Genomic DNA, 25,106 nt, shown 5'->3' on the forward strand with positions numbered 1-25,106 from the left:
TTCTTATTAGATGGCACAAATTATTCAAAAGTACATTCCTTTGCCAACGATTCTTAAATGGCGAATTGCTAACACAAACCGAGCTCGCTACGGTTAATACCAAAGTAAATTTATATAGAGAAAGGCTCAGCAGCATTAGTTGGTTTATGCGAGTTCTTAACGAGGGTATTGCACGAAAAGCGAATCAAGAAGATGGATGTAAAGGACGGTTTTGGGAAGGTCGCTTTAAATCACAAGCTTTACTTGATGAAGCAGCACTTGCCGCTTGCCTTGCTTATGTTGATTTAAACCCAGTAAGAACAAAAGCGGCTGATTTACCTGAGCAATCTGACTACACCAGTATTAAAGCCCGAATTCAGTTAGCTCAAAATAAAAAGCAACCGAAATCGCTTATGCGCTTTGCAAGTAAACCTCGTGAACATATGCCTAAGGGATTACCATTTGAGCTCAAGACATATCTGCAACTTGTAGATTGGACAGGCCGTTCAATACGAGAAGATAAGCCAGGTAAAATCCCAGAAAATGCGTTACCAATACTTGAAAGATTAAATATTTGTACAGAAAACTGGCTCACACTCACCACTTCCTTTACCCGCTCGTTTAAAAATACAGCGGGTAAAGAGCAAGCTATAACTGAGTATGCAAAACACATGAAACGAAAGAGAAGAAGCTCAATAACTAATAGCCAAGCTTTGTTTTGCTAAACACTTAAACTTTTCATTTACTACTTTTATTCATCTATTTTAAATAAATAGAAAATGTCTACGTTCTGAAATTAACTTTAGCTAAAACTAAATGACCAACCCTTAAATCTAAACAATATAAAAGAACTAAACATCATTATATGCAAAATTAGTTCAATCAAAAGCTGTGACTATCTACTTTTTACATATTAAAAGTGGGTGTCTTTTTATAAAAATGGATGTCTTTTATTTATTACACTACTCCTTGTTTTAACATTGCATCTGCAACTCGTTCAAACCCAGCTATATTCGCACCAAGTACCAAGTCGTGTTCATTCGAGTACTGCTTGGCAGTAGCTGAAATTGTATCGAAAATAGACTTCATAACTTGCTGAAGTTTCTCATCAACTTGCTCAGCTCGCCACTTTTGCATACTGGCATTTTGAGCCATTTCAAATTGACTGGTAGCAACACCACCAGCATTTGCAGCCTTACTTGGCCCTAAAAATACATCGTTGTCTTTAAAAACTTTTAACGCATCAGCTGTGGTCGGCATGTTTGCCCCCTCGCATACAACAGAGCAGCCATTTTCAACCAAAGCTTCAGCATCTTTTTCGGTAATTTCATTTTGAGTTGCACAAGGAAGTGCAATATCTGCTTCATATCGCCACACTTGATGTCCGTCGCTAGGATATTGATTTACTGGCGTAAACTCAGCATCTTTGTGCTCGTTCAAATAATCCCTAAGCTCAGCACCTCGTTCATTTTTTAAGTGTTTTACAAGAGCCACATCAAGCCCACCTTTACAATACAAGGTCCCTTTTGAATCACTACAGCTAAGAATAACAGCATCGTATTGGTCAAGCTTTTCCATCAAATACAATGCTACATTACCAGCACCAGAAACTAGGCATCGCTTACCTCTTAAAGAATCGCCTTTAGCATCTAGCATGGCACTTAAAAAATATGCAACACCATAGCCAGTAGCTTCGGTTCTCAGTGAAGACCCTCCCATAATCTCAGGCTTGCCAGTTAACACCCCTTCAAATTGATTAGTTATCCGTTTGTATTGACCGAATAAATAACCAATTTCTCTCGCCCCAACGCCAATATCACCAGCAGGAACATCTGTGTTAGCACCTATGTGACGATAGAGTTCAGTCATATATGACTGACAAAAACGCATAATTTCATTGTCACTTTTCCCTTTAGGGTTAAAATCAGCACCGCCTTTAGCGCCTCCTAATGGCAAACCTGTGAGTGCATTCTTCAAAACTTGCTCAAAGCCTAAAAACTTCACCACACTTTGATTAACACTCGGATGGAATCTCAAGCCTCCCTTATATGGGCCTAGAGTTGAGCTAAATTCGATTCTAAAACCACGGTTAACTTGCACTTTGCCGTCATCATCAAGCCAAGGAACCCTAAATATTGCTTGCCTTTCAGGCTCAACTAACCGCTCTAGAATTGCCTGCTGTTGATATTCACTATTCCCTTCTACTACCTGATTTATTGATGAAAGCACTTCTTCAACAGCTTGATAAAACTCAGGCTCATTTGGATTAGACTCTTTAACTGATTGCAGTACCTCTTCGATATATTGCATTACAAAATCCTCTTTCAAGCTGTTGAAAATATTCAGTCTATTAGAATTAAACTAACTTAGACATAATATCGATCACTCATGTTTAACGAATAATGAACACCGCTGATTGCTCCCCATCATATTGCCACTCAAAACGCAGTGGTTCATTTTGAGAATCATAAAACCAAACTTCTGCCACAAGCTCTAAGGCACTATTTGCCAGCATCACAGACGACGTTAATTTGCTTTGTTTTAGAGGTGCCCGCAATAAGCATTGATTGTAATCAGCCTTATTATCATCGCCTTTCAAGCAGATATTTAAATACGCTCTGCTATCACCCATGTTCAAATCAACATCTATGTTTAGTTCTATCTTGCTACTTAAATCAAATTGAGGAGCAATCGTTAGGTCAGCCATTGTCTCTGTTTCTACACTCGTGTCAGGAGGTGTTGTTTCTGGTGGCGGCGTGCTTGTTGTGGGTGTCTGCGTAACAGTTGTACTTACCGCTTCAGTTGAAGAGCTACCTTCACCACCGCCACCACACGCAGATAACATTAAGCTAATGATTAATAAAGTATAATGTTTCATGACTATTCTCCTCGTAGAATAACATTTGCAAGTTTTGCATTATTAAACCAAAGCGGCTTTTCCCGTCCCTCTGATTCAGCAAATGCTCTAAAGTCACTATACGCATGTGTTATATCAACACTCTCTTTTGGATGCGCCCATGAACTGCCAATCTCCATTGCCCAAGGTAGACCAGTTTCAGTTTGGAAATAATATCTTTGAGCACTATTACTGGCATCATCAGAGTCAGTGATTGAAAATAACTGTGAATTGAATTTTTCGGTTGGTTGTTGATTCTTAATATGAACTTCCCAACCACGTGGGTTTTTTCCAACTAAAAACTCACCATGGTAGTGATCTTGAGCCGCGAAAATAAATGGGTCTAAAGTATATTTTGGCGCTTCAATTGTGGTCACTCCACTTTGAAGTGAAACGGTTAAACTAAACGAAACTTTGCTGTTGGTATCACAGCCTGTTTCAGTTCTAAAATAACTACAACTTGACTGCTTATCTGCATAATCCCAAGTGTCTGGCATGATAATGAGAATAGCATCTTCAACCCCTTGTTCTAATATAGAATGTGATTGTGTTTCGCCATTTATCGTTAAATTAATTGAACTTGTATCTATCTGACTTCTTAATATTCGTTTATCAACATCATCGGCTATCGTTTGATACAAACGAACTGCAAAGCCATTATGAAAATCAGCACCAATTCCAACCAACTCCCCTTCTATTTTGTAACCAATGGCCTGACCTTCTTTATCAATCAATGTAGTACGGTAATTTACAACTAAATCGTTAAAGTCATAATCACCAGCAAAAGGCCATTGATCTTCGTAGGCAAGGGTTACCCAGCCGTTTTCACTTGGGTATACCAAACTTCCATATGTTGTTACCGGGTAATCCTCGACTTCGCCGCCTGTTACCCCACCACTTGCGGTAATTGGGTTAGCCTCGCTGCCATCGGTTACACGAAAGCGTGCCCATGTTGCTCCCATCACAGCATCACTCGGTACATCAACCAGCACACTGTTATCACCTTGATTTAAACTGTATTTACTTACTGTGATTTCGTCTGGATCAAACTGGAAATTTTGGTCCCAATCGAACCAAGCATATAAATAACCATTATCATTAGGTGCGGTCACTATTATCTGGCTGGTAGAGCCTGCAACAAAATCAGTGACAAATTTAACCCCATCATCTGAGCTATCGACGGGCGATGCCTGTAAATCTGCAGGAGTGTTAATGTTTTCACCATCAACAACGGCTCCTAAATAAACTAAATTTGATTGGTCTTCATTAGGGTCAAACAGATGGCGGGCACCACTATCAGCAAGCGCTGTTTTATATGGCATAGGGGCATCGCCAAAGTCGATTGAGTTATCAGTTACTTTTACTTCTGCAATAGCACAGCGTGCACCATCATTTTGATTCGATGTTGGCCCTAAGGTAAAAACTGCTGCGGTAGGTGTATAACCAACCACAGGACTGGTGCTTAAATCTACTTTATGGATTTTACCGCTGCGGTTATTACTAAAATAAAACTGACCTTGCACATCAAAGTAACCTGCACCATTAGCACCGGTATCGCCGGCTATGTCGAGGTTTGCTATAAAAGTGGGTGTCTTATTATCTAAGTTGATTTCGTAAAGGTCGCCGTTAGACTCAACTGCATACAAAAGATTGCTATGTGGATGAAAAGCAAAATCATAAATAGCTAAATTCCAGTTCGCTGAGCCTGCAACTAATTGTGCCTGATACTCATCGGCCTCTTCAGTTAAATCAATGCCAAATAAACCAAATTTAGGGTGGTATAAATAGTAAACCGCCTGATTAGTTTCACTATTCACATGAATATCACCAACATAAAAATTGGTATCTGGTAGACCATTAACAATTAAACGTTGTAAAACATAATCATCACCAATACGTACAACACTTCTCGGGGCTTGTTTGCTAAAGCCATACATGTACTGGTCTTGATAATTAAAGCCAACCGCATTTACGCTGTCGTTATTCGCCTCTGTTGTAAAATCCATTGAAGCTGCAAGCACGGTGGTTTTGGCAGATACTAGGTCAACGCCAAACATTTGCGCAGGCGAACCTTGAATCAAAAATGCTTTACTCGGGCACTGTTCAAATGGTGCAGCACTTACAAAGCCTGTTGCAAGTGCGGTTATTAGGTAAGCAGGTATGTTACTTTTCATAATTACACTCTCCTGTGGATGTGTTATTACTCAAAGCAGTAACCATTCCATAATATAACTCACGCTATAACAAGGTGTTATGAAAAATCAGACTGAGTATTTGCAAGATGCAAGAGGCATAGTTGCATAATGCAATTCTTTTTAGCTATAAAAGCAAATCATTCCCACTTAAAAGAATGGCATGCTAGACTAGTTAGGAATAAAAATAATAATAAACCCCACTATGAAACTTAAAGCCTCTGTAATTCTGTACTTTGCCTTATCAATGAACAGTGCTTTTGCATCAACACTGCAACAAAACATTGATGAAGCTAGAACAATCAGTGACTACCAAAAACGATATGACTATTTAAAAGCCATCGATAAAAAGCTTATTGAGTCTGCCAGCCTTGCAGAACAAGTAAGTTATAACGTTAGATTAATTCACGTTCACATACACCTCGGCCAATTTCAACAAGCGCAAACTATCATTGATGAACTTGAAGCGGGCCCAAAATACAAAAAAGACTCCCCCATTTACAGCGAGTTGTATCTAGCGAAAGCGCGGTTGGCATATAGAAAAAGTGACTTAGAAACCGCAATTTATTTATCGCAACAAAATGTCGCCCTATTTCAGCGCTTACAACTTACCCATTATGAAATTGATGCCGTGGCGAGTCTTGTCAGTGCTTATCATAATGCTGGCGAGTATCAAGCAGCCTTAAACTTACTTGAAGTTTATATTCACGACAACAATCGCGAATTAACCTTAAAGCAAAAAGAAATGCTCTATCATGGTTATTCGCGTAATCTTGAACAGTTAGACCGCTTAACGCTTGCACTCGAATATAAGCTAAAACGCCGTGAAGTTATTCAACAGATGTCGCCGTCTATCTCGTTACAAGCCGGCATTAGTTATTCAATTGCTCAAAGTTATTTAGATTTAGAACAATACGAAAAAGCAAAGAGCGAGTTTATTACAGCCCTTAGTTTTGATAGGCAAACGGGCTCACTTTCTGATATCGGACATAGTTTAGTTAAACTATCCCAATGCGAATATGGGCTAAAAAACTACAATGTAGCACTTGAATACGCACAAGAGGCTCAACAGGTGTTCGCAAGTTATAACAGCGCACGAAATACAGCCTGGGCAAATCATAATATTGCGATAAATTTGCTCGAAATCGATAAAGCAACTCAGGCATTAACCATAGAAAAACAAGTGATCACTGAACTCAAACAAGACGATCACTTATATATAGATGTACTACTTACATTAGCAAAGCTATACATTGGCTCTAATGAGCACGAACAAGCTAAACATTTTGCTGAGCAAGCCTACAAGTTAAGCAACCAAAAAAATAAGCTGCAAAAGCAAATCACAGCCCTAAAACATTTGACCACTGTGGCAGAACAACAATCTGATTACAAACAGGCATTGTCGTATCAACGTGCTATTACAGAGCTTGAAAAAGGCTTTGCCCGCAACAACTACAATCAACGTTTAGCGGAGCTGCAAAATTCCATTGCCATGCGCGACCGTGATTTGGCCATTCAAGATTTAAAACTCCAAGATAATGAAAAAAGCCAAGCAATTGCCTCACAGCGCCAAACTATCTTATACAGCATTTTATTATTTAGCCTGCTTTTAGCTGTAATGGGCATTGCTTTATTAAGAATAAGACAGAGAAAACAGCTTATTGAACAGCGCCGAAATTATCTCGATAAACAAATCAGTCAACGTAGTAAGTTATTATCACAAGTTGCTCACGAGTTAAGTGGTCCATTAACCGGGTTGCGCTTACACCTTGAAACGCTCCAAGCAGGCTTAACTCAATTTAATGAGCTTACATACGAAAAACTCAACCAAAAAATCACCGATATGGCAACTTTAGTCACTGATTTAAATAAAATTTCACTTTTAGAACAAAGCAGCTTTCAGCTCAACGTAACAACAATTAATGCGGCTGAGTATTTCCAAAGCTTGCACACAGATATGGTGATACAGCTTGATAAATTTGAAGTGAGATTCTCACAAAATGTTGCTGATGAATTAAACTTTGAGTGCGATGCAACACGGCTTTCACAGTTATTTGCAAACTTAATCAGTAATTCGCTTAAGTACACAAATCACCCTGGTAAGATAAATTTGACGATTAGCCAAAACCAAACTCAGCTCTTAATCTGCTATGAAGACTCAGCCCCTGGCGTCAGCGATGAAAGTTTAGCAAAGATTTTTGACCATCTTTATAGAGTGCCAGACTTAAAAACAGTGAAACAGTCAGGTTCAGGAATTGGGCTTGCGATAGTAAAACAAATTGTCGAAGCCCATAATTGGCATATTACAGCTGCTCATAGCGAACTGGGTGGTGTCCGCTATGACCTTACAATTCCTATTTAGTTGATTTTTCTGGCCATTCAAACGCACCAACATCACCAGGAAATACAACCGGTGATTCAATACCGTCTTTGTTTACAGCGGCAACACCAAAATAGTAGTTATCGATAACAACATTTTTAAGGGTTGCTTCGGTTACATTGCCAACATCGCGGCTAAATTGCCATTGTGGTTCACTCGTGTAACGCCAATAGATTTTATAACTGACCACCGTTGGATCATCGCTTTTATGCCAGGCTAATGTTGTACTTGGCTTTACTGCACCTGAAATACTAACGCCCGTTGGTGGCGCTGGAGCCCATGCCATCGAAGCCATTGTCACTGCATTAAGTGACGTTAACTTCGCCGCATAGGCAAAATCAACATGGTCAATGGTGTCACCGTAGGTAATACCATTTTCAGTACGCAAGTCTTGATGCTGTTGATTATAGTTTTCGTTGGTTTCCATTATACGCACAGCTGCAAAGCCAACATCGTTAAATGGACGGTGATGCCCTCCTCGACCAAAACGATCGAGTCGATATACCAACATGGTATCCAAATTCTCAATGTAGCGATCTGCAATTGTATCTATGTAACGCGCTAGGTTTCGACTTGCAGAGTCAACTTCACCACCGGTAAAACGGCGTTTATGGGCTTGCTCTTTGGTTTCAATAACGCGTGTACCTTCAGAGAAGATACGTGCAGTTGTGTTATCTGTTACCCCATTAATCCCGGTTGAATTACCAATCATGTCGTTGTTTAAAACACCATGAACACGCCAGTTATGCTCTTGTGCATATTTAGCTAAAATTTTACCGCCAAACAAGCCTTGCTCTTCACCAGATAATGCTGCATAAACAATTGAGCCATTAAATTTATACTTTGATAAAACACGCGCCGATTCCAGCACGCCAGCCACACCAGATGCATTATCATTAGCCCCTGGCGCATCTGAGGTATAGTCCATTACATCAGACACTCTCGAGTCAATATCACCCGACATCATAACCATACGGTTCGCATCAACTTGACCGCGCTGAATAGCCACAATATTGACAACTTCAACCGGGTTTGGAATACGCTTTTCACCGGAAATAGTGTCTTTTACTTCGATGATTTCTAGGCAGTTACCGCAGGCTTTAGAAATTGCCTCAAACTCAGACTTGATCCAACGCCTTGCTGCTCCAATACCACGCGTATTTGATTTCGTCTCAGAGAGAGTATGGCGAGTGCCAAAATCAACCAGCGTTTGAATATCTTGCTCTATACGTGTTTTAGAAACAGCATTTGCAATATCATGTAAAGCTTGTTGATCTTTATATTGAGGTGTTGTGGCATGAGCTGCCGAGATCAAAAACAGCGATGAGCTAAACAAAGCACCCGTTGTTGTTATTATTTTACGCTTAAACATAGTTTCACTCCTTCAATGAATCATTCAAGGCTAACTAATATTTCATTTCGCGCAATAGTTATGAGTTAGAAAACAAATTATTAGGTTGAAACCATATACCAGCATTGCCTTAAATAAGTTACCCTGTATTTTTAGCGCCGGGTAACTTTATTCCATCATTGTAAAACACCATACGATTACCCCCTTCATACTTTGCTTTGTACATGGCTTTATCGGCACACTGAATGAGATATTCTGCGTCACCATAATGCTCGGGGAACAATACGGCACCAATACTTGGCGAGTAAATAAGCTCTGCATCGTTATAAATTAAGGGTTGGCAAATCTCGGTTATTAATTCGTCAACCATTTCGATGACGTCTTTTTTGTGTTTAATGCTATTGAGGATCACCACAAATTCATCGCCCCCTAAGCGCCCTACACTGTCTTCTTTTTTTAAGACATGACGAATACGCATAGCAATGGTTTTTAAGAGCTTGTCTCCAGCGCCATGACCATGAATATCATTAACTTGCTTAAAGCCATCAATATCGATAAACAGTACTGCAATCACGGTTGAAATGGTGTTCGCAATCGACAATGATTCCTCAAGCTGGGTGGTTAAGAAACTGCGGTTGGGGAGATCGGTCAGAGGGTCGTGCCCAGCCATATAAATCAGTTTTTGTTCGAGCTTTTTTTGCTCTGTAATGTCATAAGCAATAGCCACTCTAACTTGCTTTTCTTTAGACCAATAAACAGACCATAAAACATGCACTATTCTGCCATCTTTTCTAACCCAGCGGTTTTCAAATCGTGGGTGCTGATCATTGACCACAATTTGATTAATGGCATTGATGGTTTTGGCTCTGTCTTCTGGATAAACAAAGTCCAACATTTTTCTATTAATGGCTTCTTCTGGCGCGTATCCGAAAATTGTTTCAAAGGCAGGATTAGTAAAAAGTAACGTGCCTTTGGCATCAACTACACATACTGCATCGAGTAGAAGCTCAATAATATCTGACAAATAATCCGATGTATCTATGTTCATACGCAACTTTTAGGCTAGGTCTACACTGAGTATAGACGAAACCTAACAAGTCACTGAAAGTTTAAGCCTTAATTGGATATAACTTTTTGCAAAGCCAAGCTGAAAAAGCACTGAAAACGGCAATACCCACAAAATCAGCGATTAAATCGACAAAATCTAGCGTCCGAGATTCGACAAAATACTGGCTTAGCTCTTCTAAAATCACAAATGTACTTACAATCAGCACAGCTAAATAAATAGGCCGCCCAGCAATATTCATTGTTTTAAACTTAAAGGCGAGGTTGATGAATAGCGTAAGTAGTCCAAATAAGCAAAAATGCCCCAACTTATCACCGTAAGGAATTGCCGCAACAAGTTCGAAAAACACCGACTTTTGCCCAGTATTGGCAAGATAGATAACCCAACCAATAAAACCAAAAAAGCCGATAGCAATTAACACAAGAATACGTTGAAACATCTTTTATGGCGCCATATGTGAGGTTAAAAATAAAAATTGATAGGCAATCACTTTATTCCAATAGTGCCAGTCATGAATGCCCGGACGTTCAATATAGTCATGGCGGATGCGCATTTTCAACATCGCTTGGTGTAGCGCTCGGTTTTGCTCAATAAAAAAGTCATCAACGCCTATATCAAGCATAATCGGTAAGGTATCAGCGCCCTTTTTCCATGCCGTATTGCCTGCAGCAATTTTATGGAGGTTATTAATAATGGCTATGCTATCCCATTTTTCTTTGTTTTCAGCGTAACTGCCGAGTACTTTTGCAAGATCAAACTCTGCACTAAAGGGCCTAACATCAACCCCAGCAGACATCCCTGAAACTGCTGCAAACAGGTTTGGGTGATTTATTGCAATGTGCAAAGCACCAAAGCCCCCCATTGATAAGCCTGTGATTGCACGGCCACTTTTAGACCGATTGGTCGAATATTTAGAATCGATATAATTTAGTAAGTCGTCTGCGATATAGGTTTCGTATTGTGAGCTTTTGTCGATATCTGAATCCAAATACCACGAACCAAAATTGCCATCTGGATTAACAATGATGACATCATATTGGTCTGCTAATTTTTCAATGTTTGTCAGCTTTGTCCAATCGCTGTGATTGCCACTATAGCCATGTAATACATAGATAACATTGTACTCTTTTGAGTCTTGATAGCCATCAGGTAATGTCACCGTTACGGGTTTTTCGATGCTGGTTTTTTTGCCCTTAAATATGTGGGTATCAGTTTGGTAGGCACAAAGCGGTAAGCTGAAAACGAGAGACAGCGTACAAAGCAACTTTTTCATCATTAATTCCTTTTTCTTATTATATTTTCATTTCTCACACTAGATGTAAATAACTGAATAGTTGATAGATTTTAATCTTAATTTTTAAATTAAATGAACTGCTAAAAAACCACTCGAATGATATAGTAAGGCCACTTTGATTTTTAAAAAGCGTCGTCTATGTATCGTTTATTTGAGCGGATGACTAATCCGTTTCCTAAAGAGCAACCCTCTCAGCCACCTAATAGCTTATTTGCTTTTTGCCGTCATTATACCCGTGGCATGGAACTATCACTGCTATTTATGTCTTTGAGTGCCGCAGCGCTCGCTATTTTAGAAGTATCGCTATTTAGTTACATGGGGCAACTGGTCGATTGGCTTGGCGAATATACCCCAGATACCTTGTTTGTAGAGCAGCAGGCTGAACTTACAAAAATGGCGGTTATGTTGCTGGTGGTGTTACCTATTGTCGTGTTCTTTCACTCAGCGGTGTTACATCAAGCGCTCCTTGGCAACTATCCTATGTCTATCCGTTGGTTAGCACACCGTTATTTGCTTCGTCAGAGTGTTAGTTTTTATCAAAACGAATTTGCCGGCCGTATTGCGACAAAAGTCATGCAAACCTCATTAGCTGTTCGTGAATCAGTGATGAAATTGCTCGATGTATTAATGTATATCGTTGTCTACTTTGGCGCCATGGTGTTTTTGGTCGCAGAATCTGACTGGCGTTTGATGTTGCCATTATTGATTTGGCTAGTTTTATACGCCGCTATTCAAATGTATTTTGTACCTAAGCTAAAAAAAGTAGCCAGCTCGCAAGCTGATGCACGCTCAGAAATGACCGGACGTGTAGTTGATAGCTACACTAACATTTCGACTATCAAATTGTTCTCGTACACACAGCGAGAAGAACAATATGCAAAAGATAGCATGGATGTATTTTTACAGCCGGTATATAAGCAAATGCGCCTAGTTACCAGCCTAAACTTCTCTATCAACACGCTAAATTACTTATTGGTATTTAGTATTGCTGCCCTCTCTTTATATCTATGGTCAATTAGCGCCATCAGTGTTGGTGCTATCGCCATTGCGGTGAGTTTATCGCTGAGATTAAACGGTATGGCACAGTGGATCATGTGGGAGATCAGTAGCCTATTTGAAAACATTGGTACTGTTGCTGATGGTATGAAAACCCTATCAACGCCGATTGAAGTTGATGATAAAGAAAACGCAAGCACTCTTACTGTTAATGAAGGGTCGATAAGCTTTGAGAATGTGCAATTTAACTATGGTAAAGCTGCCAACGAGACCCACCGCGGCCCTGTTATCAATGGCTTAAATCTAGACATTAAACCGGGTGAAAAAATAGGTTTAGTGGGTCGCTCTGGCGCGGGTAAATCTACCTTAGTGAATTTATTACTGCGTTTTTATGATGTTGACTCGGGCACAATTCGTATTGATGGTCAAAACATCGCTGAGGTAAGCCAAGAAAGCTTACGTAAGCACATTGCGATGGTGACGCAAGATACCTCACTGTTACACCGCTCAGTAAAAGACAACATTCTTTATGGTAGACCCGATGCAACTGAAGATGAAATGCTTGCGGCCGCAAAGCAAGCAGAAGCAATTGAGTTCATCGAAGACCTTGAAGACAGCAAAGGCAATAAAGGCTTTGCCGCACAAGTTGGTGAACGCGGTGTGAAGCTTTCTGGTGGTCAACGTCAACGTATTGCTATTGCACGAGTCCTTCTAAAAGATGCGCCAATTCTTATATTGGATGAAGCAACCAGTGCTCTTGATTCTGAAGTTGAAGCCGCGATTCAAACCAGCCTAGACGATTTAATGACTGGCAAAACAGTAATTGCCATTGCACACCGTTTATCAACTATTGCACAAATGGATAGGCTCATTGTGCTTGATGAAGGTGGCGTGGTTGAACAAGGCTCTCATGAGCAATTAATCGCACAAGGTGGCATCTATGCTGCCCTGTGGTCACATCAAACCGGTGGCTTTATCGGCGTTGAGTAGCTAGGTTTTCACTATTAAAAAAGGCATTGAATGAGTATTCGTTCAATGCCTTTTTTATATGTTAGAAATGCCGTTTAAATCAAACGTAAACCAATCAGAATGAGCATCACAATATTTGCCAAAGCAGCGATTAAAAAGAAATAGCTGCGTGGGCTTGGGTTCTTCTCCGTAGCCACACCATAATACAGCAGCATATGAATGATTCTGGCTATCACATACATCCAAATACACAGTGCAAATGCGCTGCTGTTCAAGTTTAAAAAGAACCCCAGAAATACGGTACCTAAAAATAACGGGCTATTTTCTAAGGTATTCATAAATGTGCGATGCGAACGAAACACAAAGCTGTCATGGCTTAATGAATTATCGAGTTTACCAGGCACCGCATTGGGTTGTTTGGCTTTAATGACAGAAGCAATTATCCACTGAATAGTCAGCATAATTAGATAAACATACACAGCCGCATATGCTGAAAAAGTAAGTTCAGGCATTTTCATTTCCTTTTGTATAACAACATGAATGCCTATTCCTTGCAAAAAACCAACCAAACCAAAAACTAAATTAACTTACTGATTTTAAATAATTATCTATCTGTTAAAAACTATGTATGCTGTGCCACTGTTACCTATTTTGTATAAAATTTACAGAGTGGATAGATATTTGTTAAACACATGAACTTAACGCAACTCGCCTCTTTTACTTTACCCTTGCTTCGACTCTCTATAGTCTTAAGATCTGTTTTATATAACGATAGCTGTTTTATCTATCAGTTAATGTACTAAAAATAATAATAAAAGGTTTTATCATGCGTTTAGGACCCGGACTTCTTGTTACCGCTGCTTTTATTGGCCCAGGTACTATCACCACAGCAAGTGTTGCTGGTGCTAATTTTGGCTTTGCTCTTATTTGGACTTTATTGTTTTCTGTCATAGCGACTATTTTGCTGCAATCTATGGCAGCTCGTCTTGGTGTGGCTACAGGGTTAGATTTAGCCTCAGCACTTAGAAGCACCATTCAAACACCGATTTTTAAAGCCCTGGCTGTAATATTAGTAATAAGTGCGATTGGCATTGGCAGTGCAGCTTATGAAGCTGGTAATCTGACTGGTGCCAGTTTAGGATTGCAAGAAATACTACCTTCTGTAAACCCATTACTCTCGACTCCCCTTATTGCAGTTTTAGGTGCAGTTCTTTTGTACACTGGCAAACATAAAGTCATTGAGGGTGCGTTAATTGTTCTAGTGGTGTTGATGAGTTTAGTATTTATTTCAACGCTGGTGATGGCGGCTCCGCCACTTGGTGAAGTGCTAAAAGGATTTATACCTAGCTTACCTGATAATTCAATTACCACGGTACTTGCCTTGATAGGCACAACAATTGTGCCCTACAACCTGTTTTTACACTCTGGGGTACTTGCAGAAAAACACGATAGTTCAAAAAATATCGACAAAGTAATCAAAGAAACAAACCTTGATACCGGTATTTCGATAACTTTAGGTGGCATAATCACGTTAGCTATCTTATCAACAGCCTCTGTGGCATTTTACGGTACTGATGCAGGTAAAATTTCAGCGGCCAATATGGCTGTGCAGCTTGAGCCACTTCTAGGTGGTATGGCTCATTATTTCTTTGCTATCGGTTTATGTTCTGCCGGGCTTACTAGCGCAATAACTGCACCTCTTGCGGGTGCTTACGCTGTTTGCGGCATGCTTGGTTGGTCAACACAAATGAGTGATACACGTTTTAAACTGGTTGCTATCACTATCCTTGTTTTCGGTGCACTGGTCGCATCGCTTGGGCTTGATCCGGTTGCGGTTATCATCTTTGCGCAAGCTGCCAATGGTTTATTACTGCCAATTGTAACCTGTTACCTTGTTTGGTTGGTAAATCAAAAATCGGTGATGAAAAGCTACACTAATTCGCTTTTACTTAACCTTGTAATTGTGCCAGTAATACTGCTTATATTTGGCCTTAGCCTTTATAAACTAAGCAATCTAATTTTTTAGTTTTTAGTTTGAAAATATGTATTAAAAAAAGGCCGCAAGTTTGCGGCCTTTTCATATGTTGAGCGCTTATTTAGTATAAGCGCGTGGCATCGCTGAATCAGTTGTATAACGATCGCGTAGTTTATCTTGACGCGCTTCGGTTGAAACCTCTTCACCGTTGATCCACATTTTGCTTACGTGTGAGTTAAGCTCAAATGGATCTGCAGACCACATAACTAGGTTTGCACGTTTACCTTTGGCAATTGCGCCTGAGTTTAAACCAAAAACATCAGCAATATTGCTGGTTACTGCGCTAAGTGCACCTTGTTGGCTCATACCGTATGACACAGCATTACCTGCATCAAAACGTAATTGGTATACATTGTGGCTTGAGTCACCAGCAACACCAATAATGACTTTTACACCAGCTTTTTCAAGCTTACCTGCGTTAGCAAGGTTTGCATGTAATGAGTCAAAGCTACCCGGTAAGTTAGCCATAGAGCTGATGATCACAGGAACATCCGCTTTAGCTAGAGCATCCGCAACCACAACAGCATCATCACCGCCATGAATCACTAAATTGATGCCATAGGTTTCTTTTAACTTAACAAGCTCATAGATGTCTGATGCGCGTTGAACACTCGCAATCAGTGGCATATCACCCGCAAGCACAGCTGCTAGCACTTTTTGCTCTGTTGATGGCTCTTTTTTGTCATCTTTTTTAGCTGACTTTTCGCCTTCAAGCTTGTCGATAAGTGTTTTCATCGACATAGCACGTGAGCCTTTACTCTTTTCACCTAAATGAACAACAAGTGCAACTTGCTTTTTATTTACGCTTTCAAAGCTACCTGATAGATCAACTACAGATGCAAGACCCGCAAAGATACTGTCACCGCCGTTTGGTACAATTACGTCTTGTGTAATGCCGCCTTTGCGTGCATAAGGAATTAAGCTACTGCGTGGGTTGAATGCAAGGCTTGGATCAAAATCAATCCCCGCTTTGTCGTCACCACCATCGCGCGACCCTGCAACAGCACCCACTTCGACTAAGCCTAATTGGTTCATAGTGCCAATAAAGCCAGCAGTCACGATTTGGCCTTTTGCATCAATGGTTGTATCCGCGTTGATAGATGCTGGGTTAATAGCAACAATTTTGCCATCTTCAATAACAATGCTTGCGCCTTCAAGTACGCCTTGCTCTGTTGAAGTGTGTAGTGTTGCATTTACAATCGCTACCGATGCAGCACTTGCTGTCGCAGAAAATAAGCCAGCAGCAACAAGTGACAGCTTTAATGATTTAGTTAATTTTGTCATCAATGTTACTCCTATTTTTGACCTAGCATGAAATCACTTTGTGCTTGGTATTTATCATCGTTACGATCATAAACTTTGGCACCATCGATAAATACTTGTTCAGCTTTCGCATAAACACTGAATGGGTTTTGGTTCCAAATAACCACATCAGCTTGCTTACCTGCTTCAAGTGAACCTGTTTTATCATCAATACCTAGCGATTTAGCCGCGTTTGAAGTGATCCACTTGATTGCGTGTTGCTCAGAGATGTCATAGCCCACATCATTCGCGCGATACATAACTTTACCGGCTTCTTGGTTTAAGCGTTGGATAGTTGTATCTGAATCAGAGTGAACAACGGCACATGAATTTTTAACAGCATCTACAATTGCTACGTTCTCTTGAACCATGTCGTAGGCTTCCATTTTAAAGCCCCACCAATCTGGCCAAAGTGCCGCACAGTTACCGTTCTCAGCAAGTAAATCAGCAATTTTGTATGCTTCAACACCGTGATGGAAAGTACCTGAGTGATAGCCGAACTCTTTACCAAGGTCGATCATCATGGCCATTTCTTCTGCTTTATAACAGTGGTTATGGATTAAAATGTCACCTTCTAACACACCAGCTAGTGTATCTAGCTTAATGTCGCGATGAGGTACTGCAGGGTTTTTACCCGCGGCATAATCACTTTCGTATTTATCCCACTCGCGTTTGTACTCAGTCGCTTCAATCCACGCTGTGCGATAGCCCGCCATGTTACCCATACGCGTTGATGGTAAAACACCTTTACGGCCATAAACACGTTTCGGGTTTTCACCACATGCCATTTTTAAACCATACGGTGCTTCAGGAAATTTCATACCCTGCATCGTGTGCGAAGGAATGTTTTTAAGTGTTACACCGCGGCCACCAATTAAGTTTGCTGAACCTGGTAGAATTTGTAATGACGTAATACCGCCTTCACGAGCACGGTTAAAGCCAGGATCTTGTGGCCATACTGAATGCTCAACCCATACTTCTGCAGTCACAGGGCTGGTCATTTCATTACCATCTTGGTGAGATGCCACTGATGGAGTTGGGTATGCACCTAAATGTGAATGCACGTCAATAATACCCGGCGTTACCCATTTACCTTCTGCATCAATTGTTTTATCAGCTTGTACAGAAAGGTCTTTACCTATTTGTTGTACTTTGCCATCAACAAAGAATACATCTGCGTCATCTAAACGTTCACCTGTGCCGGTTAAAACAGTGGCATTAGTGATTAACGTACTTTGTGATGCAAGTGGCTGATAAGTGCTTGGGTATGGGTTTTTGTTAATCGAGACTTTTGGATCTTGTGGGCCATTGTCTTGGCAACCCGCTAACGCGACACCAAGCGCCATAACCAACAAGGATGGTGCAAATTTTTGCATTCTTACGTTCCTCTTTTTTATTATTTAATTACTTTAACTAATTGTTAATTCTAATGCGAGTAAACGAGGCCAGTCACCAATATTCAAGACGAACAACCAGCCTCACAGAGCACTATTTCTTTATGTAGTTGTTATATAGCTGCTCTAACGCACCTTCGGTCGTCAAGCTCGGATCTTTGTTGATAAAATGTTTCACAGTTCGAGTTACAAAATCAGAGTTTTGCTTATGCTGCTTGGCAAAACTTTTAATCAGTGAATCAGCATCGTTAGCTGCGGTTACTTTTTCGTGTCGATGGCGGTATTGACTCAATGCACGGTTAAAATCGCCGTTATAATCTTCTACCACCAGCTTATAGAATTCTGTTCTGTCGACTTGTAAATCATTAATGCAGTAATTAAGCGCGTCTTTAAAGTCATAAAAGACTTTGCCTTGCACATCAAATTCAGCACGCTTCTCACGAATAGTGACACTGGCATCTTCAGTTGCATAGCTATAACCTTGAAATGCAAGTCGCTCTGCTGCCTCTGCACCTAACTTCATGCCTGCTTTAATACTGTGCACAAACTCATCACTCATATCGTGAAGTTCACTCTCATGCCACATGTGATAAATTCTCAGCGCTTTTGCATACTTTGTTGAAAGTTTCTTTTTAAGCTTTGTAACTCGCCCATCAATAGTCAGCACTCGTTCGTTATGCAGTAATGCAAAGCACTCATAACATGCTGGAATTGATATAAATTCAGCCTCTTCGCCTAAATCTATAATGCTTTGCAGCATATGCAGTGGCGGACAAAAATCTCGCTCAGTTGCTTCACAACCACAATAAAAACATTGATTAAAGTGTTTTGATTCAGATGCATAGGCTTGTTGATAATAGCCTGCTAATTTTGTGGTCACTCATGCTCCTTATACTCTGATTAGCCTTTTTAAGAAAAGCTAGAGTTAATACTTAAATGTAACAGCTACGTAAAAATTAAGCCTTTAATACGAGCCAAAACACGTTTTAAAAAATAAATGAAAAAAAATTTCAGCCTATTTGTGTCAAAATTCACACTTTAAAATAGCACTAATCAAGCGGTTAGTTTTACTTGTTCACATCTACATACTTACTTACATCTTGTCGATTTTCATTAACAGCAATTGTTCTTGTTTAGCGTAATACTTTAAATGTGCCCAGCAAACAGGAAGTGTGAAGTATCCATAAAAGCGAGGTCGCACATACTAAACGTAATACGGACAACAACTGGAGAGAAAGATGAATACGTTAACTACAGCACTAGGTACAGCATTAATTTTAGGTTCTTCATTAGCAGCAACTGATGCAAGTGCAGCACAATTTGTCGCAGCAGATAACTCTGTTGGCACGCAAGCTTGCATGGCCATTGCTTCTAACAAACCATTAAACGTATCAAGCACAATGCGCGATCTACGCTTAAGCAAACGAGTAATGACAGAAAAACTACTTTGCAATGATATGACGACTGATAAGTTTGCAAGCACTTATGGTTTTCATAACTCTGCGAAATACTTAAATTTTGAAACAGCAACAAAAACAAGTATTCAAGATATTGCTAAAGTATCTGATGACACAGTGATTGTTATTGCTGGTTCGAAATAATGATGAATTCACTGTAGCAGGTCTTTAAAGGCCTGCTACAAATTCCTTCTTCGTTAAACTAGCGCAGCGATCAGGCCAAATAGGCCGCCAAATACTCCGCCCCAAATCACTAACCAACCTAAATGTTCTTTGATCATGGTTTGAATAATATCTTTCACCATGGTTGGCGTAAGCTCATTCAAACGCTCATCAACTAAACGCTCAACAGTACTGTGCAATGAGCCACCAAGATGAGAGTTGGCAAATAGCTTTTCATCTAGAATGGTTTTAAATTCGTCGCTCTTTGAAATATCAATCACCGCTGCTTTCATTTTTTCAATGAAAGGTTCACGCATCGGCTCAAGCGCATCACGGCCACCAAACATTGATAGCATGCCACCAAACTGTGAGTTTTCGATAACCTCAATTAATGAGTCATAAGCCGGACTTAAATTAACTTCACTGATCACTGGCTCTAAATCAATATTTGGCTTAGCTAACGCCATTACCTGATCGATTTTCTCTTCGGCGAAGAACTCGGTCATTACCAAGTTACGAATAGCCACCTTAAAAGAGGCAAACTTTAAAGTGATAACCCCAGAGCCGTATAAAAATGGTACTTTTTCGAATAGCATGTGAATAGCAAGCCAGTTAGTTACTGCGCCCGATAACGCAAATAAACCAACAGAAAGCACAATTGCTTGTTCAAATAAAAATCCGACTAATACTAAGGCAAGCGCCACTAAATTAGTGATGAGACTTTTATTCATCTGACCCCTCATAAATACTTCGATAAACTTTAACAATATTAACGCTATGGGTTTGTTAATTCATCGTCTTTTTGCCATAGTTTAATTATATGGTTAAAAGGTGAACAAAATTATGTGGAATTCGGTGAATGAACAGATTAGCCAAGCGATGCACTTTGATTTTAAGCATACCTTTAAGCGCCAATTACAATCACCCAATAACGACAAATACTTCCAAATTGGTGATGATCTACACCACTTCTTTGTGAAAGTTGCTCACTTGAGTGATCTAGAGCGCCTAGAGTGCGAAGCCTTTAATCTTGAGCTATTAACCCAAGAAAGCCTATTTATGATCCCAGACTGCATCACCACAGGTTGCAATATTGAGTTTTCATTTATCGTGCTTGAATGGTTAGAGCTTGATAAACAGCCCCATACCAATTGGCATGAAATGGGGGAACACCTTGCCCATTTACACCAAAAGCATACCCAAGCCATGTTCGGCTTAGATAACGATAATTTTCTTGGCCCTACTCTACAACCAAATCGTTGGCACAAAAAATGGGATGTATTTTTTGCTGAAGAACGCATCGGTTGGCAATTGCAGTTATTACAAGAAAAAGGCGTTGAGCTTGTCAACCAAGACACCTTCATCGCTTTTGTTAAAGACGCACTGCATAGCCATGTTGTAGAGCCATCGTTATTGCATGGTGATTTTTGGCGTCGAAATATGGGCTTTTATAATAATGTACCCAGTGTATTTGACCCTGCTTGTTATTATGGTGATCGGGAATGCGATATTGCCATGAGTGAGCTATATGCGCCACTGCCTGATAGCTTTTATGATGCCTACAACGAAATCTATCCACTGCAAGCAGGTTACGAGCAACGTAGAGCTATCTATCAACTATACCCTATGCTCAATAATGCCAATATATTTGCTGGGCACTATCTTACTGAAGCAAAACAACAAATTGATCAGCTACTGAAATAAGCACGAAATCACTGTAAAAGGAATGTCACAAACCGCTAAACACAGCTATATTTATCTTATAAAGCGTATTAATAAAGATGCTAACCGAATTGGTAGCACTACGCTTATATCAATTCGGTTAGTGAGTTATATCAATCTAATTAAATCTAGATTCATTTTTGATGAGTTAGGGTTTAATGAAGATTGCAATTTAACGAACTCAGGCATGCCTGATTAAGGTAAAAGCTGATGAAAGACCAATACACACAACGGATTTCATGCCCTCACTGTGGCCACCATATTCATGTTGCACTTGATGCAAGCGACGGTGACCAAGATTACTATGAAGATTGCGCAGCATGTTGCAATCCCATTCATTTAAATATGCATATAGATTACGCACACAACAAACTCGAATTACATGTCGATAGTGACGACGAGCAAATTTTTTAATTTGCTCGTTTGCTATATTTATTAAGCTCGTTTGATGTATTTATTTTGCTTGTTGCGAAAGATAATTTTCGACCGTGTTGATAATGGTATAAGTTTGCTGATCGACTTCGATATTTAACTTATCACCCTCGCGGTAGTTATCAAGATTGGTAATAGAGAGTGTTTCTGGGATCAAGTGTAGCCAAAAGCCCTGCTCATCAACTTCACCTACAGTGAGGCTTGCCCCGTTAACGCTCACAAATCCCTTATAAAGCACGTATTTTTGCCACTCTTTTGCTAATGCTAATTGCATTTTACAGTTATCTTGATGGTGGTTAATTGAAAGTATCTCGGCCATACAATGAATGTGACCTGACACGATATGCCCGCCTAATTCAGTACCAAAAGTCACTGAACGTTCAAAATTCACCGTATCATTGACAGCCAGCATACCTAGGTTGGTTAACTTTAATGTTTCATCAATCACATCAAAATTTATAACACAGCACCCTTTCGTGTCTGATACAAACTTCACCACCGTTAAACAACAACCATTAATGGCTATGCTCGCACCGATATTCAAGTTTTCAGCATATTGCTGATCTACTTTTAAAGCTAGCCTTAGTACACCGCCTTGGTTAGTAGCGTCAACCACAACGGCTTGCGTTTGCACAATTCCAGTGAACATCGCTTTCTCTTTTCTTCATTAAATAGATAACTGCGATTTTTATTGATCTATGAATAGATTACAATGGCTGTCTGTTTATTTAGTCGTGTAATTTATGTCTTTTTGTAGTTGGGAAGCCAAAAGGTTAATTTCGTTAGCCATTCCTGTTTTTTTGGCACAGGTAACCCTTATTTTAATGACGGTTGTTGATACCGTGATGGCAGGCCAAGTGAGTGCAACAGACTTGGCAGCACTTTCTATTGCAACGGGTATTTGGAATCCGTTGATGCTTGCACTGCAAGGCATATTATTGGCGTTAACCGGGATCATAGCGCAGTTTGCTGGTTCAAACGATAAACAAGGTATTAGTCATTATTTTCAACAGGGCCTGTATCTGGCGTTAGTACTTGCCATAATCGGTTTAGGGCTGGCAAGCCTTGCTGATACTGTGCTTAGTCAATTAGATACTTCACAGTCTATTACCCACTTAGCTGAGCAATACATTCATTTTGTTAAATGGGGTATTTTTGGTTTTTTACTTTTCAGTGTGTACCGAAATATCACTGAAGGTATGGGAATGACCAAACCTGCTTTTTACATTAGTTTAATTGGCTTAGCAGTTAATATTCCGGCCAACTACGTATTTATACACGGTAAATTAGGTTTTCAAGCGTACGGTGGCGCGGGCTGTGGTATTGCCACGGCGCTGGTATTTACAGCAATGGCGTTAACTCAGGTTATTTATTGTCACTTTAACAAAAAGATTGATGCCAAAGCATTGCTAGCCAATTTCGAAGCGCCAAAGCCCGCTACTTTGTGGACTATCACCAAAGTAGGTATTCCAATTTCATTAGCTACTTTTTTTGAAGTAACGCTATTTGCTTGTATTCCTTTGTTTATAGCACACTTAGGTGCGGTTGCTGTTGCCGGTCACCAAATTGCAGCCAGTGTGACGACATTACTGTTTATGATGCCGTTGAGCCTCTCAATTGCCATTAGCATTCGAATAGGCAATTTGTTTGGCCAACAACATTATCAGCAGTTAAAAAATGCCGTTAAAACGAGTTATATTCTCGCGGCAATTATTGCTTTTTTACTGGCAAGTGTGACCTTTTTTGCTCGAGATATTATAAGCCAATTGTATTCTGACAACCCTGAAGTATTAGCTCTTGCTTCTTCAATCATGGTACTTGCTTGTATCTACCAGTTACCAGATGCCCTGCAAGTTTCTGCCAATGGTATTTTACGTGGATTGAAATACACGGCACCGATTGGTTATATCACCTTTGTATCCTATTGGTTGATCGGCTTTGCGCTTGGCTTCGTACTTGCTCGTACAGATTTAATTGTTCCAGCACTGGGCCCTCATGGCTTTTGGATAGGTATTATTGTGGGGTTAAGTGCCGCAGCAATTATGTTGATGTTCACTGTTCATAAGCGATTTAAACATGCACCTTTTTTGCAAAACCAATAGCCTTTTAAACTCTATCATCGCAACAGCGTGCCTGGCACTTATTGCCTGCACGCCCTCTTCCGGTGATGTAAATCACACCTACGCACAAAGATTAGAAAACGTACTTAAAACTGAAAGTTTTAAACTCTCTAAACCAAGTACACTAACTGTTAACCGCTTTTCTGAAAATACTGAAGATAAAGCAACCATTGGCATGCTTGAACTTGCCCAGTTACGTCAATGTAAACTTGCAACCCTTATTGCTGAGCACAATAACCAGCTTGGCAAAACAGCGACGCCTGCTAACATTCTTAGTTATCAAATTAAGTTTATTCAAAGCGCAAATGAGTGCTTAGAAAGCTTTGAAGATCAGGATGATCTGTTTGAAAAAATAAAACTCACCGCAGTACAAAAGCAAGCAAACCTTCCTAACTACTTTAAAGCTATGCTGCTCAACGAAAGCGAGTTTAAGCAAATCTGGCAGCTAAGTTCGACTCACATTGATGAAAACACCGCAGGTTTTAGCGAAACCGTGAGCGCGATGGAGCAAATTGCTAAATTAAACAACCATATTAATAACGGCAAAATAAACGCTGTAGACCCTGAGCAAATCATCAACCAACTCGAAGTATTAAACCGTTTTAAATACAACAAGCTTCTTATTTCGGCGGCAAGGGTGCAAACACATTACAATCAACAAATAACAGCGCTGCTCAAGCAGTACTCAAAAGATGAGCTCTGCCCTGCGAACAAGAATAAACAAAAGGCACAAACGCTAAGTAATGTGTTTAAAAAGTTTTATTTAGAGCAATTACAGCCCTATCAATCATTCTTAGTGGGTCGATTAGAAACCCTACAACCTCTTTACCAGCAAATATGGCGTGACACAGAAATGGGCAAATTTGTAGAGAGCGATAGTAATGATGCAATTTTACAAAATCTAAAGCGCTCAGCTAAAAGCCATGTCACTTGGTGGCAAGGTTTTTATAGAAGGTGCGAAATTAGTCCGTTATGAATAAAAAACCAGCACTTAGCATAAAAATAGCTAAAGCTGCTTGATTCACACAACCAGTCGCTATATATTAGCCTCCGTTGTTTAGCCACGCTAACAACCATTTAAAATCAAAATACAACCGTAGCTCAGTTGGTTAGAGCACTACCTTGACATGGTAGGGGTCGGTGGTTCGAATCCACTCGGTTGTACCAATCTTGATTTTAACATCTCAGTACGACCGTAGCTCAGTTGGTTAGAGCACTACCTTGACATGGTAGGGGTCGGTGGTTCGAATCCACTCGGTCGTACCAATTCTAAATTTTCCGAATTATAAATTTAAAAGCTCAGTTGGTTAGAGCGCTACCGCTCTCTATGGCCCACGCCAAAATCGGTGGTTCGAATCC

Annotated in this window: 22 protein-coding genes and 2 tRNA genes; 11 read left to right on the forward strand and 13 right to left on the reverse strand. The window is 40.0% G+C overall.

All coding sequences use genetic code 11. From position 1 onward, the window contains the following. The coding region (locus AN394_RS18720; protein WP_055022242.1) for a hypothetical protein at nucleotides 1-704 on the forward strand (704 nt) is incomplete at its 5' end. Nucleotides 705-936: 232 nt separating this feature from the next. Here the strand turns inward: AN394_RS18720 and gdhA are convergent. From gdhA to AN394_RS18735, 3 genes are all read right to left on the reverse strand, one after another. Further along, nucleotides 937-2,289, reverse strand: coding sequence for an NADP-specific glutamate dehydrogenase (gene gdhA / locus AN394_RS18725; RefSeq protein ID WP_055022243.1), 1,353 nt, complete (start codon nucleotides 2,287-2,289; stop codon nucleotides 937-939). A gap of 82 nt (nucleotides 2,290-2,371) precedes the next feature. Next, nucleotides 2,372-2,857, reverse strand: a complete 486-nt coding sequence (locus AN394_RS18730) for a hypothetical protein (RefSeq protein WP_055022244.1) — start codon at nucleotides 2,855-2,857, stop codon at nucleotides 2,372-2,374. A 2-nt stretch (nucleotides 2,858-2,859) separates the two neighbouring features. Then, the gene (locus tag AN394_RS18735) at nucleotides 2,860-5,049 is read right to left on the reverse strand and encodes an LruC domain-containing protein (RefSeq protein WP_055022245.1); all 2,190 of its coding nucleotides are present in this window, start codon (nucleotides 5,047-5,049) and stop codon (nucleotides 2,860-2,862) included. A 223-nt stretch (nucleotides 5,050-5,272) separates the two neighbouring features. Here AN394_RS18735 and AN394_RS18740 point away from each other — a divergent pair, with 223 nt between their 5' ends. Further along, nucleotides 5,273-7,429, forward strand: coding sequence for an ATP-binding protein (locus AN394_RS18740; RefSeq protein WP_055022246.1), 2,157 nt, complete (start codon nucleotides 5,273-5,275; stop codon nucleotides 7,427-7,429). Here AN394_RS18740 and AN394_RS18745 read toward each other — a convergent pair. From AN394_RS18745 to AN394_RS18760, 4 genes are all read right to left on the reverse strand, one after another. Then, nucleotides 7,422-8,819 carry a M28 family metallopeptidase gene (locus AN394_RS18745; RefSeq protein ID WP_055022247.1) on the reverse strand — a complete coding sequence of 466 codons (1,398 nt, stop codon included), beginning with the start codon at nucleotides 8,817-8,819 and terminating at the stop codon, nucleotides 7,422-7,424. The genes AN394_RS18740 and AN394_RS18745 overlap by 8 nt on opposite strands. Before the next feature lie 118 nt (nucleotides 8,820-8,937). Continuing rightward, nucleotides 8,938-9,846: a GGDEF domain-containing protein gene (locus tag AN394_RS18750; RefSeq protein WP_054561397.1), complete on the reverse strand. Its 909-nt coding sequence runs from the start codon at nucleotides 9,844-9,846 to the stop codon at nucleotides 8,938-8,940. Between the two features lie 61 nt (nucleotides 9,847-9,907). After that, nucleotides 9,908-10,303, reverse strand: a complete 396-nt coding sequence (locus AN394_RS18755; protein WP_055022248.1) for a VanZ family protein — start codon at nucleotides 10,301-10,303, stop codon at nucleotides 9,908-9,910. Between the two features lie 3 nt (nucleotides 10,304-10,306). Further along, complete coding sequence (locus tag AN394_RS18760; RefSeq protein ID WP_055022249.1) at nucleotides 10,307-11,137, reverse strand: alpha/beta hydrolase family protein; 831 nt, start codon at nucleotides 11,135-11,137, stop codon at nucleotides 10,307-10,309. 159 nt (nucleotides 11,138-11,296) lie between these two features. Here AN394_RS18760 and AN394_RS18765 point away from each other — a divergent pair, with 159 nt between their 5' ends. Beyond that, nucleotides 11,297-13,144 carry an ABC transporter ATP-binding protein gene (locus AN394_RS18765; RefSeq protein ID WP_055022250.1) on the forward strand — a complete coding sequence of 616 codons (1,848 nt, stop codon included), beginning with the start codon at nucleotides 11,297-11,299 and terminating at the stop codon, nucleotides 13,142-13,144. Between the two features lie 74 nt (nucleotides 13,145-13,218). On the opposite strand, the gene AN394_RS18770 is transcribed toward AN394_RS18765, so the two are convergent. Further along, nucleotides 13,219-13,635 (reverse strand): MAPEG family protein, encoded by a 417-nt coding sequence (locus AN394_RS18770; protein WP_055022251.1) that lies wholly within the window; start codon nucleotides 13,633-13,635, stop codon nucleotides 13,219-13,221. A 314-nt stretch (nucleotides 13,636-13,949) separates the two neighbouring features. Between AN394_RS18770 and AN394_RS18775 the strand changes: the two genes are divergently transcribed. After that, nucleotides 13,950-15,149, forward strand: a complete 1,200-nt coding sequence (locus AN394_RS18775) for an Nramp family divalent metal transporter (protein WP_055022252.1) — start codon at nucleotides 13,950-13,952, stop codon at nucleotides 15,147-15,149. Between the two features lie 66 nt (nucleotides 15,150-15,215). On the opposite strand, the gene AN394_RS18780 is transcribed toward AN394_RS18775, so the two are convergent. From AN394_RS18780 to AN394_RS18790, 3 genes are all read right to left on the reverse strand, one after another. Further along, entirely contained in the window at nucleotides 15,216-16,442 is a 1,227-nt protein-coding gene (locus AN394_RS18780) for an amidohydrolase family protein (RefSeq protein WP_054561391.1), read from the reverse strand. An 11-nt stretch (nucleotides 16,443-16,453) separates the two neighbouring features. Then, a complete protein-coding gene (locus AN394_RS18785; RefSeq protein ID WP_054561390.1) occupies nucleotides 16,454-17,836 on the reverse strand; it encodes an amidohydrolase in 1,383 nt (460 codons plus the stop codon). Between the two features lie 112 nt (nucleotides 17,837-17,948). Further along, on the reverse strand, nucleotides 17,949-18,734 hold the full coding sequence (locus AN394_RS18790) for a hypothetical protein (protein WP_054561389.1): 786 nt from the start codon (nucleotides 18,732-18,734) through the stop codon (nucleotides 17,949-17,951). A 358-nt stretch (nucleotides 18,735-19,092) separates the two neighbouring features. Here AN394_RS18790 and AN394_RS18795 point away from each other — a divergent pair, with 358 nt between their 5' ends. Then, nucleotides 19,093-19,455 (forward strand): DUF3718 domain-containing protein, encoded by a 363-nt coding sequence (locus AN394_RS18795; RefSeq protein ID WP_054561388.1) that lies wholly within the window; start codon nucleotides 19,093-19,095, stop codon nucleotides 19,453-19,455. Nucleotides 19,456-19,508: 53 nt separating this feature from the next. Here AN394_RS18795 and AN394_RS18800 read toward each other — a convergent pair whose 3' ends face one another. After that, nucleotides 19,509-20,204, reverse strand: a complete 696-nt coding sequence (locus AN394_RS18800; protein ID WP_054561387.1) for a hypothetical protein — start codon at nucleotides 20,202-20,204, stop codon at nucleotides 19,509-19,511. Between the two features lie 112 nt (nucleotides 20,205-20,316). Between AN394_RS18800 and AN394_RS18805 the strand changes: the two genes are divergently transcribed. Both AN394_RS18805 and AN394_RS18815 read left to right on the forward strand, forming a co-directional pair. Further along, the gene (locus AN394_RS18805; RefSeq protein ID WP_055022253.1) at nucleotides 20,317-21,177 is read left to right on the forward strand and encodes a fructosamine kinase family protein; all 861 of its coding nucleotides are present in this window, start codon (nucleotides 20,317-20,319) and stop codon (nucleotides 21,175-21,177) included. A gap of 228 nt (nucleotides 21,178-21,405) precedes the next feature. After that, nucleotides 21,406-21,609 (forward strand): CPXCG motif-containing cysteine-rich protein, encoded by a 204-nt coding sequence (locus AN394_RS18815; protein WP_054561385.1) that lies wholly within the window; start codon nucleotides 21,406-21,408, stop codon nucleotides 21,607-21,609. A 40-nt stretch (nucleotides 21,610-21,649) separates the two neighbouring features. On the opposite strand, the gene AN394_RS18820 is transcribed toward AN394_RS18815, so the two are convergent. Further along, nucleotides 21,650-22,276: a riboflavin synthase gene (locus AN394_RS18820; protein ID WP_055022255.1), complete on the reverse strand. Its 627-nt coding sequence runs from the start codon at nucleotides 22,274-22,276 to the stop codon at nucleotides 21,650-21,652. A gap of 94 nt (nucleotides 22,277-22,370) precedes the next feature. On the opposite strand from AN394_RS18820, the gene AN394_RS18825 reads away from it, so the two are divergent. The 4 genes from AN394_RS18825 to AN394_RS18840 all read left to right on the forward strand — a co-directional run bounded on the left by AN394_RS18825 (nucleotide 22,371) and on the right by AN394_RS18840 (nucleotide 25,013). Further along, nucleotides 22,371-23,729 (forward strand): MATE family efflux transporter, encoded by a 1,359-nt coding sequence (locus AN394_RS18825; RefSeq protein ID WP_055022256.1) that lies wholly within the window; start codon nucleotides 22,371-22,373, stop codon nucleotides 23,727-23,729. After that, entirely contained in the window at nucleotides 23,704-24,723 is a 1,020-nt protein-coding gene (locus AN394_RS18830; protein WP_055022257.1) for a DUF3080 family protein, read from the forward strand. The genes AN394_RS18825 and AN394_RS18830 overlap by 26 nt, the downstream gene beginning before the upstream one ends. 114 nt (nucleotides 24,724-24,837) lie before the next feature. Continuing rightward, a tRNA-Val gene (locus AN394_RS18835) sits at nucleotides 24,838-24,914 on the forward strand. A 22-nt stretch (nucleotides 24,915-24,936) separates the two neighbouring features. After that, nucleotides 24,937-25,013 (forward strand) — tRNA-Val (locus AN394_RS18840). The last annotated feature ends 93 nt before the right edge of the window (nucleotides 25,014-25,106 follow it).

The organism is Pseudoalteromonas sp. P1-26 (assembly GCF_001401795.1).
Lineage (GTDB): Bacteria > Pseudomonadota > Gammaproteobacteria > Enterobacterales > Alteromonadaceae > Pseudoalteromonas.

Bases quoted from the DNA above. Each gene is read 5' to 3' on its own strand.
- gdhA (WP_055022243.1), bottom strand. From the start codon at position 2,289: ATGCAATATATCGAAGAGGTACTGCAATCAGTTAAAGAGTCTAATCCA.
- AN394_RS18730 (WP_055022244.1), bottom strand. From the start codon at position 2,857: ATGAAACATTATACTTTATTAATCATTAGCTTAATGTTATCTGCGTGT.
- AN394_RS18735 (WP_055022245.1), bottom strand. From the start codon at position 5,049: ATGAAAAGTAACATACCTGCTTACCTAATAACCGCACTTGCAACAGGC.
- AN394_RS18740 (WP_055022246.1), top strand. From the start codon at position 5,273: ATGAAACTTAAAGCCTCTGTAATTCTGTACTTTGCCTTATCAATGAAC.
- AN394_RS18745 (WP_055022247.1), bottom strand. From the start codon at position 8,819: ATGTTTAAGCGTAAAATAATAACAACAACGGGTGCTTTGTTTAGCTCA.
- AN394_RS18750 (WP_054561397.1), bottom strand. From the start codon at position 9,846: ATGAACATAGATACATCGGATTATTTGTCAGATATTATTGAGCTTCTA.
- AN394_RS18755 (WP_055022248.1), bottom strand. From the start codon at position 10,303: ATGTTTCAACGTATTCTTGTGTTAATTGCTATCGGCTTTTTTGGTTTT.
- AN394_RS18760 (WP_055022249.1), bottom strand. From the start codon at position 11,137: ATGAAAAAGTTGCTTTGTACGCTGTCTCTCGTTTTCAGCTTACCGCTT.
- AN394_RS18765 (WP_055022250.1), top strand. From the start codon at position 11,297: ATGTATCGTTTATTTGAGCGGATGACTAATCCGTTTCCTAAAGAGCAA.
- AN394_RS18770 (WP_055022251.1), bottom strand. From the start codon at position 13,635: ATGCCTGAACTTACTTTTTCAGCATATGCGGCTGTGTATGTTTATCTA.
- AN394_RS18775 (WP_055022252.1), top strand. From the start codon at position 13,950: ATGCGTTTAGGACCCGGACTTCTTGTTACCGCTGCTTTTATTGGCCCA.
- AN394_RS18780 (WP_054561391.1), bottom strand. From the start codon at position 16,442: ATGACAAAATTAACTAAATCATTAAAGCTGTCACTTGTTGCTGCTGGC.
- AN394_RS18785 (WP_054561390.1), bottom strand. From the start codon at position 17,836: ATGCAAAAATTTGCACCATCCTTGTTGGTTATGGCGCTTGGTGTCGCG.
- AN394_RS18795 (WP_054561388.1), top strand. From the start codon at position 19,093: ATGAATACGTTAACTACAGCACTAGGTACAGCATTAATTTTAGGTTCT.
- AN394_RS18800 (WP_054561387.1), bottom strand. From the start codon at position 20,204: ATGAATAAAAGTCTCATCACTAATTTAGTGGCGCTTGCCTTAGTATTA.
- AN394_RS18805 (WP_055022253.1), top strand. From the start codon at position 20,317: ATGTGGAATTCGGTGAATGAACAGATTAGCCAAGCGATGCACTTTGAT.
- AN394_RS18815 (WP_054561385.1), top strand. From the start codon at position 21,406: ATGAAAGACCAATACACACAACGGATTTCATGCCCTCACTGTGGCCAC.
- AN394_RS18820 (WP_055022255.1), bottom strand. From the start codon at position 22,276: ATGTTCACTGGAATTGTGCAAACGCAAGCCGTTGTGGTTGACGCTACT.
- AN394_RS18825 (WP_055022256.1), top strand. From the start codon at position 22,371: ATGTCTTTTTGTAGTTGGGAAGCCAAAAGGTTAATTTCGTTAGCCATT.
- AN394_RS18830 (WP_055022257.1), top strand. From the start codon at position 23,704: ATGCACCTTTTTTGCAAAACCAATAGCCTTTTAAACTCTATCATCGCA.